Source organism: Halorubrum salsamenti (genome assembly GCF_007671685.1).
In the GTDB taxonomy this organism is placed as follows: Archaea; Halobacteriota; Halobacteria; order Halobacteriales; family Haloferacaceae; genus Halorubrum; species Halorubrum salsamenti.
In genome coordinates, this window is sequence record NZ_VCNL01000001.1 from 228,242 (window position 1) to 246,727 (window position 18,486).

Annotated in this window: 25 protein-coding genes and 1 tRNA gene; 14 read left to right on the forward strand and 12 right to left on the reverse strand. The window is 66.8% G+C overall.

Going from position 1 to position 18,486, the window contains the following annotated elements; translation table 11 throughout:
* Positions 1–16: 16 nt before the first annotated feature.
* From coaBC to msrA, 9 genes are all read right to left on the reverse strand, one after another.
* Positions 17–1,186 carry a bifunctional phosphopantothenoylcysteine decarboxylase/phosphopantothenate--cysteine ligase CoaBC gene (gene coaBC / locus FGL94_RS01135; RefSeq protein WP_144920139.1) on the reverse strand — a complete coding sequence of 390 codons (1,170 nt, stop codon included), beginning with the start codon at positions 1,184–1,186 and terminating at the stop codon, positions 17–19.
* 99 nt (positions 1,187–1,285) lie between these two features.
* Positions 1,286–1,792, reverse strand: a complete 507-nt coding sequence (locus FGL94_RS01140) for a DUF5797 family protein (RefSeq protein WP_144920141.1) — start codon at positions 1,790–1,792, stop codon at positions 1,286–1,288.
* Between the two features lie 50 nt (positions 1,793–1,842).
* Positions 1,843–2,592 carry a hypothetical protein gene (locus tag FGL94_RS01145; RefSeq protein WP_144920143.1) on the reverse strand — a complete coding sequence of 250 codons (750 nt, stop codon included), beginning with the start codon at positions 2,590–2,592 and terminating at the stop codon, positions 1,843–1,845.
* 90 nt (positions 2,593–2,682) lie between these two features.
* Positions 2,683–3,990, reverse strand: coding sequence for an Asp-tRNA(Asn)/Glu-tRNA(Gln) amidotransferase subunit GatA (gene gatA / locus FGL94_RS01150; protein ID WP_144920145.1), 1,308 nt, complete (start codon positions 3,988–3,990; stop codon positions 2,683–2,685).
* The gene (gene gatC, locus FGL94_RS01155) at positions 3,990–4,340 is read right to left on the reverse strand and encodes an Asp-tRNA(Asn)/Glu-tRNA(Gln) amidotransferase subunit GatC (protein ID WP_144920148.1); all 351 of its coding nucleotides are present in this window, start codon (positions 4,338–4,340) and stop codon (positions 3,990–3,992) included. The genes gatA and gatC overlap by 1 nt, the downstream gene beginning before the upstream one ends.
* 79 nt (positions 4,341–4,419) lie before the next feature.
* Positions 4,420–4,932: a universal stress protein gene (locus tag FGL94_RS01160; RefSeq protein WP_144920150.1), complete on the reverse strand. Its 513-nt coding sequence runs from the start codon at positions 4,930–4,932 to the stop codon at positions 4,420–4,422.
* A 178-nt stretch (positions 4,933–5,110) separates the two neighbouring features.
* On the reverse strand, positions 5,111–6,265 hold the full coding sequence (locus FGL94_RS01165; RefSeq protein WP_144920152.1) for a pyridoxal phosphate-dependent aminotransferase: 1,155 nt from the start codon (positions 6,263–6,265) through the stop codon (positions 5,111–5,113).
* A 34-nt stretch (positions 6,266–6,299) separates the two neighbouring features.
* Positions 6,300–6,704, reverse strand: a complete 405-nt coding sequence (gene ribH, locus FGL94_RS01170; protein ID WP_144920154.1) for a 6,7-dimethyl-8-ribityllumazine synthase — start codon at positions 6,702–6,704, stop codon at positions 6,300–6,302.
* 492 nt (positions 6,705–7,196) lie between these two features.
* Positions 7,197–7,733: a peptide-methionine (S)-S-oxide reductase MsrA gene (msrA, locus tag FGL94_RS01175; protein WP_144920156.1), complete on the reverse strand. Its 537-nt coding sequence runs from the start codon at positions 7,731–7,733 to the stop codon at positions 7,197–7,199.
* A gap of 431 nt (positions 7,734–8,164) precedes the next feature.
* Here msrA and FGL94_RS01180 point away from each other — a divergent pair, with 431 nt between their 5' ends.
* The 4 genes from FGL94_RS01180 to FGL94_RS01195 all read left to right on the forward strand — a co-directional run bounded on the left by FGL94_RS01180 (position 8,165) and on the right by FGL94_RS01195 (position 10,510).
* Positions 8,165–9,283: a M20 family metallopeptidase gene (locus tag FGL94_RS01180; RefSeq protein ID WP_144920158.1), complete on the forward strand. Its 1,119-nt coding sequence runs from the start codon at positions 8,165–8,167 to the stop codon at positions 9,281–9,283.
* Positions 9,284–9,411: 128 nt separating this feature from the next.
* Complete coding sequence (locus tag FGL94_RS01185; RefSeq protein WP_004050128.1) at positions 9,412–9,564, forward strand: 50S ribosomal protein L39e; 153 nt, start codon at positions 9,412–9,414, stop codon at positions 9,562–9,564.
* On the forward strand, positions 9,565–9,843 hold the full coding sequence (locus tag FGL94_RS01190) for a 50S ribosomal protein L31e (protein WP_099254981.1): 279 nt from the start codon (positions 9,565–9,567) through the stop codon (positions 9,841–9,843).
* Between the two features lies 1 nt (position 9,844).
* A complete protein-coding gene (locus FGL94_RS01195; RefSeq protein ID WP_144920160.1) occupies positions 9,845–10,510 on the forward strand; it encodes a translation initiation factor IF-6 in 666 nt (221 codons plus the stop codon).
* A 66-nt stretch (positions 10,511–10,576) separates the two neighbouring features.
* Here the strand turns inward: FGL94_RS01195 and FGL94_RS18120 are convergent, their stop codons facing one another.
* Entirely contained in the window at positions 10,577–10,771 is a 195-nt protein-coding gene (locus FGL94_RS18120; RefSeq protein WP_186313304.1) for a hypothetical protein, read from the reverse strand.
* 56 nt (positions 10,772–10,827) lie between these two features.
* Between FGL94_RS18120 and rpl18a the strand changes: the two genes are divergently transcribed.
* Genes rpl18a through ftsY form a run of 3 tightly spaced genes read left to right on the forward strand, consistent with a single transcriptional unit; the run spans position 10,828 to position 12,584 of the window.
* A complete protein-coding gene (gene rpl18a, locus FGL94_RS01205; protein WP_095636733.1) occupies positions 10,828–11,004 on the forward strand; it encodes a 50S ribosomal protein L18Ae in 177 nt (58 codons plus the stop codon).
* On the forward strand, positions 11,004–11,459 hold the full coding sequence (gene pfdA / locus FGL94_RS01210; RefSeq protein ID WP_144920162.1) for a prefoldin subunit alpha: 456 nt from the start codon (positions 11,004–11,006) through the stop codon (positions 11,457–11,459). Before rpl18a ends, pfdA begins: the two co-directional genes overlap by 1 nt.
* A 9-nt stretch (positions 11,460–11,468) precedes the next feature.
* The gene (gene ftsY, locus FGL94_RS01215; protein WP_144920164.1) at positions 11,469–12,584 is read left to right on the forward strand and encodes a signal recognition particle-docking protein FtsY; all 1,116 of its coding nucleotides are present in this window, start codon (positions 11,469–11,471) and stop codon (positions 12,582–12,584) included.
* A 30-nt stretch (positions 12,585–12,614) separates the two neighbouring features.
* On the opposite strand, the gene FGL94_RS01220 is transcribed toward ftsY, so the two are convergent.
* Entirely contained in the window at positions 12,615–14,231 is a 1,617-nt protein-coding gene (locus FGL94_RS01220) for a long-chain-fatty-acid--CoA ligase (protein WP_144920167.1), read from the reverse strand.
* 156 nt (positions 14,232–14,387) lie between these two features.
* Here FGL94_RS01220 and FGL94_RS01225 point away from each other — a divergent pair, with 156 nt between their 5' ends.
* From FGL94_RS01225 to FGL94_RS01235, 3 genes are all read left to right on the forward strand, one after another.
* The gene (locus FGL94_RS01225; protein ID WP_144920169.1) at positions 14,388–14,636 is read left to right on the forward strand and encodes a hypothetical protein; all 249 of its coding nucleotides are present in this window, start codon (positions 14,388–14,390) and stop codon (positions 14,634–14,636) included.
* Positions 14,637–14,742: 106 nt separating this feature from the next.
* Positions 14,743–14,817, forward strand: a tRNA-Met gene (locus FGL94_RS01230).
* Positions 14,818–14,899: 82 nt separating this feature from the next.
* On the forward strand, positions 14,900–15,130 hold the full coding sequence (locus tag FGL94_RS01235) for a hypothetical protein (protein ID WP_144920171.1): 231 nt from the start codon (positions 14,900–14,902) through the stop codon (positions 15,128–15,130).
* Between the two features lie 53 nt (positions 15,131–15,183).
* Here the strand turns inward: FGL94_RS01235 and FGL94_RS01240 are convergent, their stop codons facing one another.
* Positions 15,184–15,735, reverse strand: a complete 552-nt coding sequence (locus FGL94_RS01240; protein WP_144920173.1) for a DUF1102 domain-containing protein — start codon at positions 15,733–15,735, stop codon at positions 15,184–15,186.
* Between the two features lie 465 nt (positions 15,736–16,200).
* On the opposite strand from FGL94_RS01240, the gene FGL94_RS01245 reads away from it, so the two are divergent.
* The 4 genes from FGL94_RS01245 (at position 16,201) to FGL94_RS01255 (ending at position 18,415) form a co-directional block, all read left to right on the forward strand.
* Positions 16,201–16,815 carry a DUF7344 domain-containing protein gene (locus FGL94_RS01245; RefSeq protein WP_144920176.1) on the forward strand — a complete coding sequence of 205 codons (615 nt, stop codon included), beginning with the start codon at positions 16,201–16,203 and terminating at the stop codon, positions 16,813–16,815.
* Positions 16,812–17,366 carry a hypothetical protein gene (locus tag FGL94_RS01250; protein ID WP_186313305.1) on the forward strand — a complete coding sequence of 185 codons (555 nt, stop codon included), beginning with the start codon at positions 16,812–16,814 and terminating at the stop codon, positions 17,364–17,366. The genes FGL94_RS01245 and FGL94_RS01250 overlap by 4 nt, the downstream gene beginning before the upstream one ends.
* Positions 17,367–17,529: 163 nt before the next feature.
* On the forward strand, positions 17,530–17,706 hold the full coding sequence (locus tag FGL94_RS18125) for a hypothetical protein (protein ID WP_186313306.1): 177 nt from the start codon (positions 17,530–17,532) through the stop codon (positions 17,704–17,706).
* Between the two features lie 97 nt (positions 17,707–17,803).
* Positions 17,804–18,415: a translation initiation factor IF-2 subunit beta gene (locus FGL94_RS01255; RefSeq protein ID WP_144920180.1), complete on the forward strand. Its 612-nt coding sequence runs from the start codon at positions 17,804–17,806 to the stop codon at positions 18,413–18,415.
* The last annotated feature ends 71 nt before the right edge of the window (positions 18,416–18,486 follow it).

An 18,486-nucleotide genomic window follows, 5' to 3' on the forward strand; every position in this document is an offset into this window, starting at 1 on the left:
CGGATCAGGTCGGTCGTCACGCCGATCGGCCGAGCTCCGCGGCCAGTCTGTCGGCGATCCGGCCCGCGACGGCGTCCTTCGAGCCGACCGCCTCCTCGGGCTCGGTCCCCGCCTCGCCGACGAGGAGGACGCGGGTCTCGTCGTCGCCCATCACGCTCGCGTCGTTGGCGACGACGAACGCGAGCCCGACCCGGCCGCGGATCCGCTCTGCCTCCGCGACCATCGCGTCGTCGTCGCCGGAGGTCTCGGCCTTGAACCCGACGATCGGGAGGTCCGGGTACGCCTCCCGCACCGAGTCGATCAGCTTCGGTGTCGGCTCCAGATCGACCGACAGCGGCGAGCCCGACCGGATCTTCTCGTCGACCGCGTCGGCGGTGAAATCGGAGATGGCCGCCGCGGAGATCAGCGCGTCCGCGGTGGCCGCGGTCCGACGGCACGCCTCCATCATCTCCGATGCGGTCTCGACAGCGACCACGTCGGCGTAGGGGACCTCGGGACCGTCCTGCACCAGCGTCACGGTCGCGCCCCGGACGTACAGCGCCCGGGCGACCGCGCGGCCGGTCTTCCCCGACGCCCGGTTCGTCAGGATCCGGATCGGGTCGATCCGCTCTTTGGTCGCGCCCGCGGTGACGACGACGTGGGTCCCCGAGAGCGACTGCGGAGTTGTCGCGCGAGCGACCTGCGTCACGATGTCGTCCTCCGCGGCGATCTTCGCCTTCCCCTCCTCGATCCGGGGGGCCGCGAACCGCACGCCCCACGCCTCCAGCCGGTCGAGCGCCTCCAGCACTCCCGGGTGGTCGTACATCGGCTCGTGCATCGCCGGCGCCATCACCACCGGCACGTCGGCCCCGAGCGCGGTCGTCGCGCAGGTGGTGACCGGGGTGTCGTCGATCGCGGCGGCGACCTTCCCCGCGGTGTTCGCGGTCGCCGGCGCGAGCAGGAGCACGTCGGCCCACCCGTCGCGACCGCAGAGTTCAACGTGTTCCACGTCGCCGGTGATCTCGGTGACGACGGGCTCGTCGGTCGCGAAGTCGACCGCCCACGGGTGGACGATGTTCGTCGCCGCCGGGGACATGACGGCGCGCACGCTCGCGCCGCGGCGGCGCAGCTCGTGGGCGAGTTCGACGACCTTCACCGCCGCGATGCTCCCCGAGACGCCGAGCGCGACGTTGACCCCCTGTAGCATTACCGAGACGGTTCCCGCCCCTCCGGCTTATAACGTGTCGTTGCGGAACGCCATCGCGGTCGCCGCGCCGCCGGGACGGACGTCGGCTTCGGCGACGGGCTACTCCGCGATCTCGACGGTGATCTCGTCGCGTTCGACGGCCAGTTTGAATGTCGGCACGGTTCGGTACACCACCTCGACGACGTTCTTGCGCTCGAGGCTCCGGAGCGCGCGCCGCACCTCGTCCACGTCGGGGTCGAGGTCGAACGCCTCGCGGACCGCGTTGAGCACGGCCACGACCGACTGCGAGCGCCCGTCGGGGTCCGCCACGACCTCGAACACTCGGGCCTCCAGCTCGGGAACGCGGATCGTCTCCGGCGCGCCCCCTTTCGCGACGGCGTCGGCCTCGATCCCGGGCTCGACGTCGACGAGGTCGTTCGCCTCGGCGGTCGACCGGATCAGGCTGTCGTCGTCGCGGTAGTAGTACTCCTCGAGGTGGTTTTCCAAGTACTGGTGGACCTCGCTGCCCCCCTCAAGCCCCCACGCGTCCTGCAGCTCGCCGTTCTTCGTCGGCTGGAGCCGGACGATGTCGGCGAGCCGGCTCCGCTCCTCGTCGGTCAGCGTCATACCTCCCCGTTCACCGGGGCGGGTATGGACGTTCCGGATCGCGATCAGCGTCAGGAGCCCGTCGACTCGTCGTCCGCTCCGCCGTCGGCCGCGTCCCCGGGTTCGTCGTCGACGCCCCACCGCTCCTCGATCGAGTGACCCTGCGAGCCGGCCGCGTCGATCTCGGTGGCCCCGTCCGCGCACTCGTCGGACTCACCGGCGGTCGCCGCGGAAGGCTCCGACTCCGACCCCGGCTCGCCCGCGCCCGCATCCGGGTCTGCGTCGTCGGCTCCCCCCGCCGATTCGGACCCCGAAACGCGGTCGGCGACCAGTTCCGAGAGCGGGTCGACGGTCACGGTCAGCCGCGCCACGACGAAGACGAGCGGGACGAGCGACGCCAGCAGGAACGCGGCGTCGTACGCCCACGCGAACCCGTCGAGCAGGGGGACGACCGCGCCCGCGAGCCCGCTGTGGGCGACCAGCACGGCCGCGAGCACGACGAGCCAGTACGCCATCGCGCCGCCGTTCTCGGCGATGCGCTCCACGTGGTCCGCGGCGTCGGTCCGGTGGAGGGCGGCGCGCGTCAGCGAGGCGACCTTCGGCGCGGCGTACGCGAGGAGGGCGACGACCGCGACCGTCACCACCGCGCTGGCGACCGCGGCGAAGGTGATCGGCGTCAGGGGGACCAGGCGGTCGACGCCCGGCAGCAGCGTGAACAGGTACAACACGCCCACCAGCGCGAGCGCCGCGATGGCGATCCGACTGGCGGAGCGAACGGAGTCGCGATCGAACGCGTCCGTCGTCGATTCGGTTTCGGTCATGATGCGCTCGGGACGAGGGGTGCGAGGCACATAACCGGCCGAGACGCTCAACGCGGTTTTACGCGGATTAAGAACGAGCGGAAGCGGCCCTCAGCTGGCGTCTTCGACCGCGCTCGCGGCGCGGACGATCGTCTCCTCGCCGAACTTCGGGCCGACGAGCTGAAGCCCGACCGGGAGCCCGTCGGCCTCGCCCGCGGGCACCGAAATCGCGGGGAGGTTCGCGAGGTTCACCGGGGTCGTGTTCGCGTCCGCGAGGTACATTCTGAGGGGGTCGTCGAGGCTCTCGCCGAGCTCGAACGGGAGCACCGGCATCGTCGGCGACGCGATCACGTCGACGTCGGCGAAGGCGTCCTCGAAGTCCTGACGGACCCACGCGCGGGCGTCCTGCGCCTTCTCGTAGTACTTGTCGTGGTAGCCCGCCGAGAGCGCGTACGTGCCCAGCAGGATCCGGCGTTTGACCTCCGCGCCGAACCCCTCGTCGCGCGTCTCAGCGAACGACTCGTTCCAGTTGCCGTCGGACTCGGCGCGGTTCCCGTACCGCACGCCGTCGAAGCGCGCGAGGTTCGAGGACGCCTCCGCCATCGCGATGACGTAGTACGCCTGCACCGCGTGCTCGACCGACGGCAGCGAGATCTCGATGGTCTCCGCGCCCTGCGCCTCAAGGTCCGCGATCGCGGCTTCGACCGTCTCGACGACGCGCTCGTCGGCGCCGTCGAACAGTTCGGTGGGGACCCCGACCGTGAGACCGTCGGCGTCGCCGTCGGCGGCCGCGGCGTAGCTCGCGTCGGGATCTGCGCCCTCCACGTCGGCGAGGTCGCGCGTGGTCCCGTCGTGCGGGTCCGGGCCCGCGATCACGTCGAGCGCGGCGGCCGCCTCCTCGACGGTGCCCGCGATCGGCCCGATCTGTTCGAGGGAGTTCGCGTACGCGACGAGCCCGTACCGCGAGACGAGCCCGTAGGTGGGCTTGATACCGACGACGCCGCAGAACGCGGCCGGACAGCGCACCGACCCGCCCGTGTCGGATCCGAGCGCCACGTCGGTCTCGCCCGCGGCGACCGCCGCCGCCGACCCGCCGGAGGAGCCGCCGGGGACGCGCTCCGGGTCGGCCGGGTTCTTCGTGGGGCCGAACGCGGAGGTCTCCGTGGTCGTCCCCATCCCGAACTCGTCCATGTTCGTCTTGCCGACGATCGTCGCGCCCGCGTCGGTCAGCCGGTCGACGACCGTCGCGGAGTAGGGCGGGACGTAGTCGGCCAGCATCTCGGAGCCGCAGGTCGTCCGGATCCCCTCGGTGGAGATGTTGTCCTTGACGGCGACCGTCGTTCCCGCGAGCGGGCCCTCGGCGTCGTCGTCGCCCTCGATCGCCTCCTCTGTGATGAAGGCGTTGTGGTCGGCCGCCATTACGACACCTTCGGCCCGACGAAGAAGCCGTCTTCCGTCTCCTCGGCGTTCGACAGCGCTTCTCCTTGGGTGAGGCCGTCCTCGACCTGGTCGGGGCGCATCACGTTGACGAGTTCCTCCTCGCGGTCGGTCTCGGGCACCTCGTCGAGCGCCTCGAAGTAGTCGAGGATGTCGCCGAACTGGTCGGCGAACTCCGCGACTTCGTCGTCGTCGAGCCGCACGCGGGCCAGATCCGCGACGTGCCGGACTTCCTCGGCGTCGACGGCGGACGCGTCGGAACCGGCGGACGAGTCGGCGTCGTCCACCACGTCCCTCTCCGCGTCGCCCGTCGACTCGGACGTATCGCTCATACGTCGAGGTGTCCCGGACCGGGAGTAAGGGTTTCGGAACGTCGCATCCGCGGCGCCCGATTTAAAAAAGTTCGCGGCGTCACTCGCCCTCGTCGGCTCGGACCGTCACCACCGGCGGATCGGAGAGCCGAACCACCTTCTCCGTGACGCTGCCGAGCAGGTAGCGCTCGACGCCGGTTCGACCATGCGTCCCCATCACCACGAGATCGATGTCGTTCTCGTCGGCGTATCGGAGGATCTCCGAGTGGGGCGTCCCTATCTCGACGGCGGTTGTCAGGTCGATTCCGTCGAGCGACCCGGCCGAGGTCTCGACGAGCTCCTCCGCCTGGGCGGTGAGCTCGTCCTCGATCTCGTCCGTGTCGGGGCCGTCCTCGTGCCTACCGATGTACCCCTCGTCGGGCGACCGCCCGCTCATCGCCTGGTTCTCCTCGTCGAGGAACGCCCCGCTCAGGCCGAGCCCGCCCCCGCGAATGTCGATGACGTGCAGGACGTGGACGGTCGCGTCGAACGCCGACGCGAGTTCCGCCACGTGCGCTGCCGCCGCTTCCGATCCGGTGCTCCCGTCCGTCGGGTACAGTATCTGATCGTACATCATACCACCGAGTTGAAACTTTGAGGAACGGAGATAAAAAACGCACCGCAGATTCCCGCTATCGGCCGATCCGCTCTCTCGTCCGGAGAAGGACCGTCGATCGGGAGCTGGGCCATCAGAACGACCCGAAGGTCGGACTGAAGATCGAGACGAAAAACGGACGCGAAACCGCCCGCGTTTATAAGAGGTCGTTCGAGACGAGGCGGTCGACGGCCTCGCGCAGGCGCTCCTCGCTCGCGGCGTAGGAGATCCGGGCGTGGCCGGGCGCGTTGAACGCGCTGCCCGGCACGCACGCGACGGACGCCTCCTCGATGGCGGCCTCGCACCACGCCTGGTCGTCGTCGTCGACGGGGATCATCATGTAGAAGGCGCCGTCGCCGACGTCGACGTCGATCCCGTGCTCGTCGAACAGGTCGACGAGGAGGTCGCGGCGGTCGGCGAACGCCCGCCGCATCTCCTCGACGGACTCGTCGGTGTTCTCCAGCGCCTCCACGCCCGCGTGCTGGACGAAGTTGACCGCGCAGGAGACGGAGTGCGAGTGGAGCTTCCCGGCCTGCCCGACGAACTCCTCGGTCGCGTGGAGGTAGCCGAGCCGCCAGCCGGTCATCGAGAACGCCTTCGAGAAGCCGTTGATCGTGACCGTGCGGTCGGCCATCCCGTCGAGGCTCGCGAGCGAGACGTGCTCGGCGTCGTAGACGATGCGCTCGTAGATCTCGTCGGAGATGACGGCGACGTCGTGCTCGACCGCGAGGTCGCGGACGCCCTCCAGCGCGGTCTCGGAGAAGACCGCGCCCGTCGGGTTCGAGGGGGAGTTGACGACGAGCAGCTCGGTGTCGTCCGAGACCGTCTCGGCGAGGTCGTCGAGGGCGGGCTCCAGCTGGAACCCGTGGGGCGACAGGTCGACGCGGGAGAGGTCAGCGCCGGCCAGCTTCGCCATCGCCTCGTAGGAGACCCACGCCGGATCGAGGAGGACGACCTCGTCGCCCTCGCCGATCAGCGTCTGGAACGTCTCGTACAGCGCCTGCTTGCCGCCGGGGGTGACGATCACCTCGTCGGCGTCGGCGTCGACGCCCGTGCCGCGGAGCTTCGCCGCGATGGCCTCCTTCAGCTCGGGGATCCCGTTCGAGGAGGTGTACCCCGTGTGCCCCGCGTCGAGGGCGTCCTTGCCGGCCTCGACGATGTTCTCGGGGGTGTCGAAGTCGGGCTCACCGACCGAGAGGTCGACGATGTCGGCGCCCTCGGCCTCCTTCTCCGCCGCGAGGTTCGATATCGCCAGCGTGGCGCTGGGCTCTACGCGTCCGATCCGCTCTGAGAAGTCGTATGCGTCGCTCATTGTGGTGTCCTCTGTTCGGGGGGGTCTCCGCCGGTCATTCGAACTCCTCCGCGAGGTCGATCGCCGCCTCGGCGGCGTCTGCGCCCTTATCGATGCGCTCGCGCGCCTCCGCGCCGGACATCCCCGGCCCGCTCACGCCGAACGTGACGGGGGTGTCGCGGTCGAGGCTCACCCGCGTGAGCTTGTCGGCGGTCGCGCTCGCGATCACGTGGTCGTGGTCGGTGTCGCCGGTGACGATGGCGCCGACCACCGCGACGGCGTCGACGTCGTCTCGGCGTGCGAGCCGGTCGGCGGCCAGCGGGCTGTCGTACGCTCCCGGCACGCTCACTTCGTCGACGATGACGGCGTCGCGGTCGGCGGCCGCCTCGCGAGCGGCTTCGGCCATCGGCTCCGTGACGGAGTCGTTGAACCGCGCCACCACCAGTCCCAGCGAGACCATACGCCCGCTCGCACCGGCGGCGGCAAAGGTCTACCGTTCCGGCGGAGGGTTGCCGGACGAACGGGATCGGAACGGGTGGTGAAGTCGAGATAACGGCTTATAAACGGTCGAGGCGGTGGCGCGCCCCGGTGAGCGGCCCGCAGGGCCGCGAGCCGACGGTGCGAGGGACGCGGTGAGCGCTCGCAGAGCGCGAACCGCGAGGCTGGGGAGGCGTGAGGTGTGGGGCGGTCGCGGTCGGGTGGACTCAAAGGGGCGGCCGCGAGGCCGAAGCACACCGACGTAAGCACCGCAGCGAAGGAGCGGTAGCGACTGAGCGAGGAGCGCAACGAGGTGCGCGAGCCGTCGCGGCTGGGGCTTTGGGGTGTTCACCGCCGAGTCATCGATCACGTATCGCCGAGCGGCCGGGGCTTTGGAGGTAGTCGCTGTCGCTCTGTTGGTTAGTTATGCACGAGCGACCGGTGGTCGAGAAGAAGTTACAGCGACCCAGACGGCTTACTTCGCGACCTTCGCCTCGAACTTCTCGCGGACCTTCTCCATCTTCGGTTTCGCGTGGAAGGTGCAGTAGGCGTCGTCGGGGTTCTTCGCGAAGTAGTCCTGATGGCGCTCCTCGGCGCGGTAGAACGTCTCCAGCGGCTCGATCTCGGTCACCACGTCGTCGTCGTACTCCTCGTCGAGCGCCTCGACGTACGCCTCCGCGACCTCACGCTGTTCCTCGTCATGCGTGAGGACGATCGAACGGTACTGGGACCCAACGTCCGGTCCCTGTCGGTTGAGCTGGGTCGGATCGTGGATCTCGAAGAAGGCCTCCAGCACCTCGTCGTAGGCGATCACGTCGGGATCGAACTCCACCTGGACGACCTCGGCGTGGCCGGTGTTCCCGGAGCAGACCCCTTTGTACGTCGGGTCGTCGACGTGGCCGCCCGCGTAGCCGGAGGTGACCGACTCGACGCCGGCGAGCTGTTCGAGCGCCGCCTCGGTACACCAGAAGCACCCGCCGCCGAGCGTCGCGGTTTCGAGCTGATCGGACATATGCGTGACGAGGGCTCGGAGACGTATTAATCACGCGCGCTTACGAGTGGGGAGGTGGTCTACTCAGTAGGCTCGCATTTATAAGTCGATGACTATGGATCGACAGTGAAGACTTCCAAAGCCCCAGCCGGCGAGGCGGACGCACGCTCGCTGCGCTCCTCAGTCGCTCACGTTGTTCGCTCCCTGCGGTGCTTGCGTCGCCTGCGTCCGCCTCGCCGGCTGCCCCTTTGAATCCCACCCGCCCGCTCAGCACCGCAGCCTCACACCTCCCCAGCCTCGTCGGCCACTCTCCGCTTTGCTCCGAGTGGCCGACTCCCTCGCGCGGCGCTGTTCGCGCCCTTCGGGCGCTCACAGGCGCGCGCCACCGCGATCGGCTTATAAATGACATCCGCACACTCAGTTTTTAAGCGGCTGAGCGTCGACCCGACCGTATGAACGAACTCTCGGACCTGACCGAGACGCTGGTCGCGATCCCGTCGCACGAGGACGAGACCGCCGCCGGCGACGCGATCGAGGAGTGGCTCCGCGCGGAGACCGACGCGCGCGTCGAACGCGACGCGGTCGGCAACGTGCTCGCCTATAAAGGCGCGATCGACGATCCCGACGCCGACACGCTCGCGCTCGTCGGTCACCACGACGTGGTCCCGCCGGCCGACCGGCAGACGACCGGCGAGGGGAACGCGGGAGAGTACGTCGTCGAGCGCCGCGACGGCCGGATCTTCGGCCGTGGCGCAGCGGACATGAAGGGCGCGGTGGCGGCCTGCATGCTCGCGTTCCGGGACGCCGAGCCGCCGATCGGCCGCGGGCTCGCGTTCGCCTCGTTCGTCGGCGAGGAGGTCGGCGGGACCGGCGCGCGTCACGCGATCGAGGAGGGGTTCGTCCCCGACCGCGCGGTCGTCGCCGAGGGGTCGACGGACTACTCGAAGCCGGGAGTCACCGACGTCGTCGTCGCGCACAAGGGCCGGCGCGCCTCGACGCTCGTCGCGAGCGGGACCGCGGCGCACGCCTCCGAGCCCGAGGCCGGCGAGAACGCGGTCTATCGGGCGAGCGACGCGATCGACGTCGTCCGCGGGCTCGACGCCCCGGAGGCGACCGTCTTCGGTGAGCCCGTCACCGGGTCGCTCGCGGTGACGATGGTCCACGGCGGCGAGACGTGGAACGTGATCCCGGAGCGCTGCGAGGTGACGATCGACGAGCGCACGGTCCCCGGCGACCGCACCGACATCGGCCGCGCCGCGGAGACGGTCGACGGCGTCGCGTGGGAGGTCGATCAGGACCTCCCGCCGATGGCCTGCGGTGACGACGACTTCGCCGACGCCGCGCTCGACGCGGCCCGCGAGGTCCACGACGATCTGGGCCTCGACGCGCCCGAACGCGTCGTCAAGCCCCACGCGACCGACGCGGGCTGGCTCGCCGAGGCCGGCACCGACCCCCTCGTCTGCGGGGCCTCCGAACCCGGTGAGGCGCACACCGAGACCGAGAGCGTCAGGGTTGACGTGCTGGAGCGCTGCTACCGGATCTACAGGACTCTCGGCGAGCGGACGTTCTGACCCGCCGAGACGCGGCGTGTCTCGGGGCCCGGGCGCCGAGAGCGAGTCGCCGACCCTGGACGTTCGACGCCGCCGAGCGACGCGGTATGGAAGGGGTTTTATGCGCCCCGCGGAAAGTGTGCGCCACTATGGGAGACAAGTCGAAGGCCCAAAAGAAGCGTCTGGCGAAGGCGGAACGCCAGAACACCCGCGTCCCCGCGTGGGTCATGATGAAGACGGACATGAACGTCACGCGAAACCCCAAGCGGCGCAACTGGCGCCGGAACGACCTGGACGAGTAAATGTCGACGAGTGATTTCGAGGAGCGCGTCGTCACCGTCCCGCTCCGCGACGCCAACGACAAGCCGGTCCAGGAGCGTGCCGACTTCGCGATGAAGATCGTCCGCGAACACCTCGCGCAACACTTCTCCGTCGACGAGGAGGAAGTCGTCCTCGACACCTCGGTCAACGAGGTCGTCTGGGCGAACGGACGCCAGAACCCGCCGAGCAAGGTCCGCGTCCGCGCGGCCCGGTTCGTCGAGGACGGCGAGCCCGTCGTCGAAGCCGAACACGCCGAGTAACGTGTTACGGGCGACTTTCACCGGCTCGTCGTACGTGGGCGTCTTCGCCCGCGCGATCGACGACTTCCTGTTGGTCCGGCCGGACGTCGACGAGGAGCTCGCCGACGCGCTCGGCGAGGAGCTGGGCGCCGAGCCCCTCCTCACGACGGTCGGCGGCGCCAACACCGTCGGCTCCCTCGCGACGGGCAACGAGAACGGCGTGCTCGTCTCCGCGAGGGCGACCGAACGGGAGCAGTCGCGGATCGCCGAGGCCGCCGACCGCGAGGTGGGCGAACTCCCCGGCGAGATCAACGCGGCCGGGAACGTCGTCCTCGCGAACGACTACGGCGCCTACGTCCACCCGGACCTCCCCCGCGAGTCGATCGTGACGATCAGAGAGACCCTCGACGTCCCCGTGGTCCGCGGCGACCTCGGCGACGTGCGGACGGTCGGCACCGCCGCGGTCGCCAACAACACGGGCGTGCTCTGTCACCCCAAATCGGCCGAGTCGGAGCTTCAAGCCGTCGAGGAGGCGCTCGACGTGCGCGCCGACCTCGGGACGATCAACTACGGCGCGCCGCTCGTCGGCTCCGGGCTCGTCGCCACCGACGAAGGGTACGTCGTCGGTGAGGACACCACCGGTCCCGAACTGGGTCGGATCGAGGAGACGCTCGGCTTCATCGACTAAGCCCGAAGCACGCTCCGCGTCTCGATCGGCCGATCCGTGTTCAGTCCGGCGATTCCGTCCTTTCTTTTAAGCCACAACACCACCGGCGCGGCCGTTCTGCTCGCGGCGACCGCCGGGCTCGTACTCCTCGCGGTTCTCCGGTTCCGCCGGGTCGACCTCGCCGGCTGACTGCGCTTCCGGAGGAAATAGATCGCCACTCGATGAGTCGATCTCCGGGCCGAGTGGGTCTCTCAGTGGCGTTCCGTCGCCGTGGGCCGCCATCGATCGCGTCTCGCTTTTTAGGAAGATACTTCCCTGTCCCTGCCGGATCGGTGAACATGAGTACCTACACGGTGAGTGGACGGTTCCAGAGTCGAGACGGCTTCCAGCCGTTCACCAAGGACGTCGAGGCGGAGAACGAGGACCTCGCCCGCGAGCGCATCTACACCACGGTCGGGAGCCAGCACAACCGGAAGCGCACCCAGATCGAGATCGAGGAGGTGTCCGCGGCATGATGGGCGGCGGGCAACAGCAGCTCCAGCAGCTCTCCCAAGAGCTGCAGGCGCTCGACGAGGAGATCGAGGCGCTCGAAGCCGAGATCGCCGACTACCAGCAGGAGCAGTCCGACATCGACGACGCGATCGAGGCCATCGAGACCCTCGACACGGGCTCGACGGTGCAGGTCCCGCTCGGCGGCGGCGCCTACGTGCGCGCCGAGGTCCAGGACATCGACGAGATCATCGTCTCGCTCGGCGGCAACTACTCCGCCGAGCAGAGCGAGGACGACGCGATCGACGTGCTCCGACGCAAGCAGGAGGCGCTCGACGAGCGCATCGAGGAGACGCAGGAGGAGGTCGACGAGCTCGAAGACGAGAGCCAAGAGCTCGAACAGCAGGCCCAGCAGATGCAACAGCAGATGCAGCAACAGCAGATGCAGCAGATGCAGCAGGGTCAGGGCGACGAGGAGTAACGACCGACCGTGTTCGACGGACTGAAAGACAAGCTCTCCGGGTTCCGAGAGGACGTCGAGGAGAACGCCGAGGTAGAGGAGCCCGAGGAGCAGGACGAGTCAGCGGAGGCCGAGAGCCCTGTCTCCGAGTCCTCCGACGGTGACCAGATCGCGGAGAGCGACGCTGACGCCGCTGGACCGCCGATTGAAGACGCGGTGCGTGACGACGGCGATGACGACTCGGAGGACGACAACGAGCCCAGCACCTTCCAGCGCGCGAAGGCGTTCGCGACCGGACGGATCATCATCGAGGAAGAGGACTTAGAGCAGCCGCTGTGGGACCTCGAGATGGCCCTGCTCGAAAGCGACGTGGAGATGAGCGTCGCCGAGCGCATCCTCGACACCGTCCGCGAGAAGATGCTCGGCGAGTCGCGTAAGCAGGTCGAGACGACCGGCGAGCTCGTCGAGTCGGCGCTTCACGACGCCCTCCTCGACGTGATCGCCGTCGGACAGTTCGACTTCGAAGATCGGATCGCGGAGGCCGAAAAGCCGGTCACCATCGTCTTCACCGGCGTCAACGGCGTCGGCAAGACGACGAGCATCGCGAAGCTCTCGGAGTGGCTCGCCGACCGCGGCTACTCCTCGGTGATGGCGAACGGCGACACCTACCGGGCGGGCGCCAACGAGCAGATTCAGGAGCACGCCGACAGACTCGATCGGGAACTCATCTCCCACGACCAAGGCGGTGACCCCGCGGCCGTCATCTACGACGGCGTCGAGTACGCCGAAGCGAACGACATCGACGTGGTCCTCGGCGACACCGCGGGCCGGCTCCACACGAGCGACGACCTGATGGCCCAGCTCGAGAAGATCGACCGCGTCGTCGACCCGGACATGACCCTGTTCGTCGACGAGGCGGTCGCGGGGCAGGACGCGGTGAACCGCGCGAAGGAGTTCAACGACGCCGCCGAGATCGACGGCGCCATCCTGACGAAGGCCGACGCCGACTCCTCCGGCGGCGCCGCCATCTCCGTCGCGTACGTCACCGGGAAGCCGATCCTCTTCCTCGGCACCGGGCAGGGGTACGACGACATCACCCTGTTCGAGCCCGAGGAACTCGTCGAGAGCCTGCTCGGCGAGGAGTGAGGCGGGCGGTCACGCCGCTGATTTTTCAACTCACCCTTCTCCGACCATCCGGTCTTCCTCGTCCCACTCGCGCTCGCGCAGCTCGTACTTCTGTATCTTCCCGGTCGCCGTCGTCGGGAGATCGGCGACGAACTCCACCTCGCCGGGAGTCTTGTAGTCGGCGACGCGCTCGCGGACGAACGCCTTGAGCTCCTCGTGCGTCGCGCCCGGAGCGTCGGGGTCGCCGCTTTCCGGGACGACAAACGCCTTCGGCGTCTCGCCCCACCGCTCGTCGGGCGCGGGGATGACGGCAACGTCGGAGACGACCTCGTGTTCGAAGAGGGTGTCCTCTAACTCGATCGAGGAGATGTTCTCCCCGCCGGAGATGATGATGTCCTTCTTCCGGTCTTGGATCGAGACGAAGCCGTCCTCGTCGACGACCGCCAGATCGCCCATGTGGTAGTACCCCTCTAGCCGCTCAGAGAACGCCTCCTCGGTGGCCTCGGGCTTGTTCCAGTACCGGTCCATCACCTGGTTGCCGCGGACGACGATCTCGCCGATGGTCTCGCCGTCGGCGGCCACGTCTTCGCCGTTCTCGTCCACGACGCGCACGTCGGTGCCGAGGTAGCCGATCCCCTGCGTCTTCTTGACCGCGAACCGGTCGTCGGAGTCGGCGTCGTAGTGGCGCTTGGCGTCCGACGTCGTCACGAGCGGCCCCGTCTCGGTCGCTCCGTACACGTGTTTGAGGTCCCAGCCGAACTCCTCCTCGACGGTGCGGATCGTCGCCTCCGGCGGCGCCGCGCCCGCGGTGGCGACCCGCACGTCGTTGTCGCCGGTCGTTGCGCCGCCGTGCTCGGCGTAGTGATCGCCGAGCATGTTGAGCACGGTCGGCGCCGCACAGAAGTACGACACGTCCTCGGTGCGGACCCGGTCGAAGACGGACTCGACGTCGACGCCCCGGGTACAGACGTGGCGGGCGCCCATCCCCGTGATCGCGTAGATGTGTCCCCACCCGTTGACGTGGAACATCGGGAGCGTCCAGAGGTAGACGTCGTCGTCGGTGATCTCCTGGTGGATCGCGATCAGGTAGGCGTGGAGCGTCTCGGCGCGGTGGGTGCGGCAGACGCCCTTGGGGTCGCCCGTGGTCCCGGAGGTGTAGTTGATCGTGATCACGTCGTCTTCGTCCATCTCCGGGCGCTCGTAGCTGCCGGGATCCGCGTCGGCGAGCGCTTCGTCGAACGACTCCCAGTCGCCTTCGACCGCCTCGGGGTCGTTCGTGAGGAACGTCTCGGTCGGCACCTCGTCGCGGACCGCCTCGACGTTCGCGGCGTACTCGGCGTCGGCGTAGATCGCGTCGACGCCGGCGTCGGAAAGCATGTACGAGAAGTCGTCGGGCGTGAGCCGGTAGTTCAGCGGCGTGTGGATCGCGCCGAGCTGCATCGCGCCGTAGGCGGCCTCGAGGTGATAGTGGGTGTTCGGGTCCAACACCGCGACGCGGTCCCCCTTCTCGATCCCGCGTTCTCGGAGGGCTGCGGAGAACCGGTCCGCGCGCTCGCCCAACTCGGCGTAGGTGTACCGCGTCCCGTCCGTGGCGAGGACGGCCTCCTCGTCGGCGTAATGGCGCCGCGCCCGGTCCAAGAAGTCCGTCGTCAGTAGCGGTTTTCGCATCAGTTTATCACTATCTATGATGCATGAAAGCGTTTGCGGCCGATGCAAGGCAGACGCCGCGATCGTTTCGGCCGCAAGCGGCCCGATCGCTCCGACGGCGATCGTCTCGGCCGTGTCCGCCTCGGGTTTTTAACCCGTCTCCCCGAAACTACCCGCATGAGCGATGAACCCGACCGAGCGCCGTTCACCGACGGCTACGTGGTCCCGATCGCCGGGCTGATGGCGCTGCTTTTCGCCTTGATGGCGGGGTTGACCGCCGGCCGAGCGCTCTCCGGCGACCCCGCGGACGCCGCGTTACCGGTCGGGTTCGTGATCGGCGCGCTCGCCGCGCTCCGGATTCGGCAGCGGTACGCGGGGGCAACCGACGGCTCGGAGGGGAACGCACGCGACGACGAGACCGCCTGAGGACCGATAGCGACCGCCCCGATCGATATATAAATGGTTCGTGGACGAATCGCATACGGGCGACGGGATCAGAACCCTTAACACTCGCACGCGGTTTTGATACGATAGCGGGATGGGATAGCCAGGAGATTCCGCCGGGCTCATAACCCGGAGATCGGTAGTTCAAATCTACCTCCCGCTACTGTTCGATTGCGGCCGCGGTCTCCTGGACGTTTTTGATGACTCTGAAGCGGTGAGTTCGTCGGCCTTACTTATGTGAAACCGTGCGATCAGGACTGCCTGTCGCACGTGGTCGAGACGGGTCTGTCTGCTTTGTCGCCGACTACGAGGGCGATCTCTACATCTCCCCGCGGTACGAACAACTCGTCGAGGCCATCCTCGGCATGTGGCTCCTCAAAGGCGTTTCCTTCGCCTACCCCGATGACGACCACGAAGAGGAGCGGATTCGGGTGGCGCTGGTACCCGACGCACACAAAATTGAGATCGCAGTTTAAAATCAGTTGATCTCTTATTATCTGAAAGTGACTTAGAGTGGATATATTAGTGATTAGCTCGGCTCTGCATGGATCTCGAAGTCATCATCGCCATCAAAGAGTTGGCCTTCATTATTCTTGCCCAACCCTAGCGTACTGACGTAGACTCCAAGATCCACAGCATCTCCACTACTAAGAGTGACACTATTGCCAGAGCCCACTACCGAACTTCGACCTGATCCGGCCCCTTGGTAGAACCCAATCCTGCTCGAATCTTTCTCAAACCATACATCTAGTTCTTCTGCTGACGTATTAACGACACGGAAGGCGTCGTCGAACCAATTCTCAGCGTCAGGATTTAGCCCTTCGCCACCACTAACGTAGTCACCAGCCTGGTCATTCTCACCGAAATTAAGATTGACTTCACCACCATTGTTATACTCCACAATAAAGCCGTGTGTGGCACTTCCTGCGGCATTAATCTTGAGGTAGGCTTCGTTGTCTGCAACAATCTCTCCTGAAATGTTACGCTCTGCACGGATCTGAGAGAGTGCACCAGTACCCATTGCAGCCGCCCCACCGGCGGCGAGCGATCCCATTCCGACCACGAATTTGCGTCGTTCCATTGGGTTTCAATCCTCGTTGTCACGCGCCCGTTCACGAACGCCGACGACTATCCAACGCCGATCCATCGTCGCCGTCCGCGGCGCGTATTCCACTAACGAAGCGGCACCCACTTTGGAATATACCGCCAGCGAAACCGGGAGAGAGTGTCTGTAAATCCGGAATAGGCTCTATGATGAGCGGACAAGGATACTTTGTCGAGCCGCCTGAGTCGCTTTCTCTAAGCTTAATGATCGTGCGCCAATCGGGAAAACACTGTAACTGATGTCTGACACTATTTTCTACATAGTTAATTCAGGGGAGAAGCCGTTTTCCGATGACAGATACGGAACCGTTCGAATGATTAGTCAGATCGAATATCTATATTTGGACCGGCGGTAGAGGGGCTTTGTCATCGTTTCGGCTATCTATACTAAAGTGATACTCAATTGACTCTACCGACGAGATGTGTGTAGGGGGGAGGGAGCATGGCTGAGGCACAGACGGAGGTGAGTAACGCAGTTGACAGCGACGCGGAGGTGTCGTCGGAACAAGAGTCAGACTTTACCAGAGACGACGTCTTCGAGGTGCTTAGTAACCAGCGTCGCCGCTACGCGATCCACTACCTCAAGCGACGGAGCGGTGAGTCCGTCACGGTCTCGGAACTCACGGACTGGGTCGCGAGCTGGGAGAACGGGAAGGAGATCGACGCGCTCAATCACCGCGAGCGAAAGCGCGTGCGAAACGCCCTCCGACAGTTCCACCTGCCGAAGATGGCCGAGTACGGGTTCGTCGAGTACGACTCCCGGCGCGGCGTCATCGAACTCACGGAGGCGGCCTCGGACGCCAACTTCTACGTCGACTCGCTGACCGGCCGGGATATCCCGTGGGGCGTCTATTACCTCGGGCTCTCCGCGGTGAGCGCCGTCTGTCTGCTCGGAGTCTGGAGCGGCGCGTATCCGTTCTCGCTGCTGTCGCCGCTCCTCTTCGGCGTCTTCTTCGTGACGGCGCTGTCCGTGTCGTCGGTAGGGCACTTCTACGACAACTACTGCCGAATGCGACTCGGCGCGAGAGACAGACCGCCGGAGGTCGATGAGGAATGAGTCGACTGCGACACGTACTGTTCGTCATCATGCTCTTCACCGCGACGGTAGCGGTGGCGAGCAGCGGCGCGTTCAGTGCGACGGCGGTCGAGCGGGGCGTCTCCATCGAAACCGCCGAGGACCCGAACGCGTACCTGGGGTTCGAACAGACGCAGTACAGCAACGACGAAAACGTGACAACGAACCTGACGCAGCGCGACGACGGAAACGAAACGACGAACGTGACACAGAGCACCAACGGAACCAGCACGGGGGAAGTAAACGAGACGCAAGGTACTGACGGAAACGAGACGGCCAGCGTGACGCAGCACACCATCGAAGACGGGACAGCGAACGTGGACGTGACGGTGACCAACCAGTTCCCGGCGAGAACGGAGCTCACGACGGTCGAGATCACCGCCAACAACACCTCAGTCGATCTCGTCCCGCTCGCCTCCGGCGAGCGCGCGACGCACAATTTTCCGTCCGTTCCCTGCGGGGACTCGATCGGAATCGCGGCGTCCGGAGACGGCGTGACCGTGCATCTAGAGCGAACGGTGACATGTAGTTAATCGGAGCCCCGAACGCGAGTGAGAATCAGTCTGCCTTCGTCTCCCGTCCGAATGGCGGTCTCTATACCCGGTAATGTAGAATAGTTAATATGTTCTTAAGGCCGTATCGCACCGAATATCTAACCGCACGAACTGCTAACGTGTCACTCGATGCGGTGACACGATGACCGACTCGAACGACCGCTTTCGAATCCTCCGCGTTCCGGCTGAGGCACTCCGATCGCTTTCGCGGTACCTCCCTGGCACGGCGCTGAACGCCCCGAAGCGGAACACGCTGGTCATTCTCGTGTACGCTTTCGCGTTCCTTCTTCTCGTCGGAATTCTCTCTGTGTACCTTTAAATCCGGACTGACGTCCACCGACGTACACTGACGCACGCTGACTCGCACCCCTCTCGAACCCGGAAGCGATTTCCGTCGGCCCACCGTCCCGTCAGGTATGGACTACGAATCGAGCCTCGACCGCGCGATGGAGGAGGTCCCGGACCTCGGCGGCTCCGACGAGCGGCTGTCGGTCCCGGACCCGGAGGCGCAGAAGGACGGCGCGTTCACCCGGTTAACGAACCTCTCCGAGATCGCCGACGCGTTGAGCCGCGACCCCGAACACGTCCACTCGAAGATCCAACAGGAGCTCGGTACCGCCGGCCAGTACGAGGACGGTCGGGCCCGCTACAGCGGGAACTTCCGCGAGCGCGACTTCCAGGCCGCGATCGACTCGTACATCGAGTCGTTCGTCACCTGTTCGGAGTGCGGTCTGCCGGACACTCGGCTGGAGACGGAGAACCGCACGCCCATGCTCCGCTGTGAGGCCTGCGGGGCGTTCCGACCCGTCGCCAAGCAGAACACCTCGAACACCCAGCGCCAGGAGGAGGCGATCGAGTCGGGCAACACGTACGAGCTCGAGATCGTCGGCACCGGCCGCAAGGGCGACGGCGTCGCCGAGCGCGGCGAGTACACCGTCTTCGTCCCCGGCGCACAGGAGGGCGAGACGGTCAAAGCCTACATCAAGAACGTCTCCGGAAACCTCGCGTTCGCCCGCCGGGAGAACTGACCAGCGGACGAGGGACGAGTCCGGTTTTCCGGCGGCACACCGTTCCGTCACCCGACGTTTATTCGCTTGAT